A 3,502-nucleotide genomic window follows, 5' to 3' on the forward strand; every position below is an offset into this window, starting at 1 on the left:
CCGCGAAGGCGGTGCCGGTGCGGGGGGCGCGCGCAGCGCGCCGCCGGCCGAATCGCCCACGTCACCGCCCGCCACGTCGGTGCCGCCGGCCGCGCCCAACCTGACGCCGGGCAGCCCGCCGCAGCCGCAGGGCGGCGCGATCCGCTGATGCCGCCAGGCCCCTCAGTCCCCCAGAACGACAGCAAGCGCCGCGCCCGATGAGTCCCTCACGCCCGTTCATTCTTCGCCCGGTGGCGACCTCGCTGCTGATGGTCGCCATCGTGCTGGCCGGCCTGGTGGCGTTCCGCTTCCTGCCGCTGTCGGCCCTGCCGCAGGTCGACTACCCGACCATCCAGGTGCAGACGCTCTACCCCGGGGGCAGCCCCGAGGTGATGAGCAACACCGTCACCGCGCCGCTGGAACGCCAGTTCGGCCAGATGTCGGGGCTCGACCGCATGAGCTCGACCAGCGCGGCGGGCGTGTCGATCATCACGCTGCAGTTCTCGCTGGGCCAGACGCTGGACGTGGCCGAGCAGGAGGTGCAGGCCGCCATCAACGCCGGCGGCTCGCTGCTGCCGGCCGACCTGCCGGCGCCGCCCGTGTACGCCAAGGTGAACCCGGCCGACGCGCCGGTGCTCACGCTGGCCATCACCTCGGACACGCTGCCGCTCACCGAGGTGCAGAACCTCGTCAACACGCGGCTCGCGCAGAAGATCAGCCAGGTCTCCGGCGTGGGGCTGGTGTCGCTCAGCGGCGGGCAGCGCCCGGCGGTGCGCATCCAGGCCAACACGCAGGCGCTGGCCGCCAACGGTATCGGGCTGGACACGCTGCGCACCGCCATCAGCGCGGCCAACTCCAACGGCGCCAAGGGCAGCTTCGACGGCCCCAAGCGGGCCTACACCATCAACTCGAACGACCAGCTGCTCACCGTCGACGACTACAAAAACCTCATCGTCAGCTACAAGAACGGCGCGCCGATCCGCATGATCGACGTGGCGCAGGTGGTCAACAGCGCCGAGAACACCCAACTGGGCGCCTGGGCCGGCACCAAGGCGGCGGACGGCGGCGAGGGCAAGCTCACGCCCGCCATCATCCTGAACGTGCAGCGCCAGCCGGGCGCCAACGTGATCGCCACCGTCAATGCCATCAAGGCCCAGCTGCCCGAGCTGCAGGCCGGCTTTCCGGCCGGCCTGAAGATCGAGGTGCTGAGCGACCGCACCGCCGGCATCCGCTCCTCGGTGGAGCATGTCGAGATGGAGCTCGTGCTGGCCGTGGTGCTGGTGGTGCTGGTGATCTTCGCCTTCCTGGGCAGCCTGCGCGCCACCGTCATCGCCAGCATCGCGGTGCCCATCTCGCTCATCGGCACCTTCGGGCTGATGTACCTGCTGGGCTACAGCCTGAACAACCTGAGCCTGATGGCGCTGACCATCGCCACCGGCTTCGTGGTGGACGACGCGATCGTCATGATCGAGAACATCGCGCGCTACATCGAGGAGGGCGAGAAGCCCTTGCAGGCCGCCTTCAAGGGCGCCACGCAGATCGGCTTCACCATCATCTCGCTGACCGTGTCGCTCATTGCGGTGCTGATTCCGCTGCTGTTCATGGGCGACGTGGTGGGGCGCCTGTTCCGCGAGTTCGCGGTGACGCTGGCCATCACCATCCTGATCTCGGCCGTGGTGTCGCTCACGCTGGTGCCGATGATGTCGGCGCGCTGGCTCAGGCACGAGCCCAAGAAGGACCCGGCCGGCAACGGCTTCGGCGCGCGCGCCCAGCGGTTCTTCGACGGCGTGATGGTGCGCTACGACCGTTCGTTGCACTGGGTGATTGCGCACCAGCCGCTCACGCTGCTGGTGGCGCTGCTCACCATGGTGCTGACCGTGGTGCTGTACCTCACGATCCCCAAGGGCCTGTTCCCCACGCAGGACACCGGCCAGCTGCAAGGCCGCATCCAAGCCGCGCAGGACGTGTCCTTCGACCGCATGGCACAGCTGCAGCAGCAGGCCGCGCGTGCCGTGCTCGAAGACCCCGACGTCGAGAACCTCAGCTCCTTCGTGGGCGTGGACGCGGCCAACAACACCATGCTGCACACCGGCAGCATGCTCATCAACCTGAAGAAAAGCCACGGCGACCAGCAGGAGGTGATGGACCGCCTGCGCGAGCGCGTGCACCAGGTGGCCGGCGTCACGCTCTACCTGCAGCCCACGCAAGACCTGACCATCGACGCCGAGACCGGCCCCACCGAGTACCGCGTGTCGCTCGAAGGCGTGGACAGCGCGGTCATCACCGAGTGGATGAAGAAGCTCGTGGCCAAGCTGCAGGACTCGAGCAAGGTGCGCAACGTGAGCAGCGACGCCGGCGCGCAAGGGCTGGCGGCCTTCGTGAACGTGAACCGCGACACGGCAGCGCGCCTGTCCATCACCGCGAGCACGGTGGACGATGCGCTGTACAGCGCCTTCGGCCAGCGCATCGTCTCGACGATCTTCACCGAGACCAACCAGTACCGGGTGATTCTCGAGGCGCAGCCCGGCCTGGTGAACACGCCGCAGACGCTGGGCCAGCTGAACCTGATCGCCGGCTCGGGCACCGCCACGCCGCTGTCGGCCTTTGCCGAGATCTCCGAGCAGCAGGCGCCGCTGCAGATCACGCACGTGGCGCAGTACCCGGCGAGCACGCTGAACTTCGACACCGCGCCCGGCGTTTCGCTCGGGTCTTCCGTCGATGCGATCCGTGCCGCGGCGAAGGAAATCGGGTTGCCGAGCAGCGTGACGATGACGTTCCTCGGGGCTTCAGGCGCTTATGAAAAGTCGCTGTCCAACCAGCTGTGGCTGATTCTGGCGGCGGTGGTGTGCGTGTACATCGTGCTGGGGGTGCTGTACGAGAGCTACGTGCATCCGCTGACCATCCTGTCGACGCTGCCTTCGGCGGGCGTGGGCGCCTTGCTGGCGCTCATGATCACCGGCAACGACCTGGGGGTGATCGGGATCATCGGCATCATCTTGCTGATCGGCATCGTGAAGAAGAACGCGATCATGATGATCGACTTTGCGATCGATGCGGAGCGCAACCAGGGGAAGTCGGCGCGGGAGGCCATTCACCAGGCTGCGTTGCTGCGCTTTCGGCCCATCTTGATGACGACGCTGGCGGCCTTGTTTGCTGCGGTGCCGTTGATGCTGAGTTTTGGGGATGGGGCGGAGTTGCGTCGGCCGCTGGGGTTGGCGATTTTCGGGGGGCTGATCGTCAGCCAGCTGCTTACCTTGTTCACTACGCCTGTTATCTATCTGGCGTTTGATCGGCTGGGTGGGGGGAACACTCGGCGTGTGGTTGAGGAGGAAGCGGTTTGAATCTGCTTTCTTGCTGCCTGGTTTGGGTTTCGGGGCCGGGACTCGCCCCGGCGGGCGACTTACTTTCTTTTGCTTCGCCAAAAGAAAGTAAGCAAAGAAAAGGCGACCCCACTGTCTGCGACCCCTTCGCTGCGCTACGGGGCAACCTGCGGTGCTCGCGTTTCGCGGGGTCTCGCAGAACT

The 3,502-nt window shown here is 67.0% G+C and carries 1 protein-coding gene; it reads left to right on the forward strand.

What is annotated here, in order from left to right:
* The first annotated feature begins 197 nt into the window (after nt 1-197).
* On the forward strand, nt 198-3,320 hold the full coding sequence (locus AC1DJH_RS32980; protein WP_478188597.1) for an efflux RND transporter permease subunit: 3,123 nt from the start codon (nt 198-200) through the stop codon (nt 3,318-3,320).
* Nucleotides 3,321-3,502: the final 182 nt, after the last annotated feature.

It is taken from the genome of Variovorax sp. 10N412 (assembly GCF_056394985.1).

Coding starts and splice junctions, on each gene's coding strand:
- AC1DJH_RS32980 (WP_478188597.1), top strand. CDS start 198: ATGAGTCCCTCACGCCCGTTCATTCTTCGCCCGGTGGCGACCTCGCTG.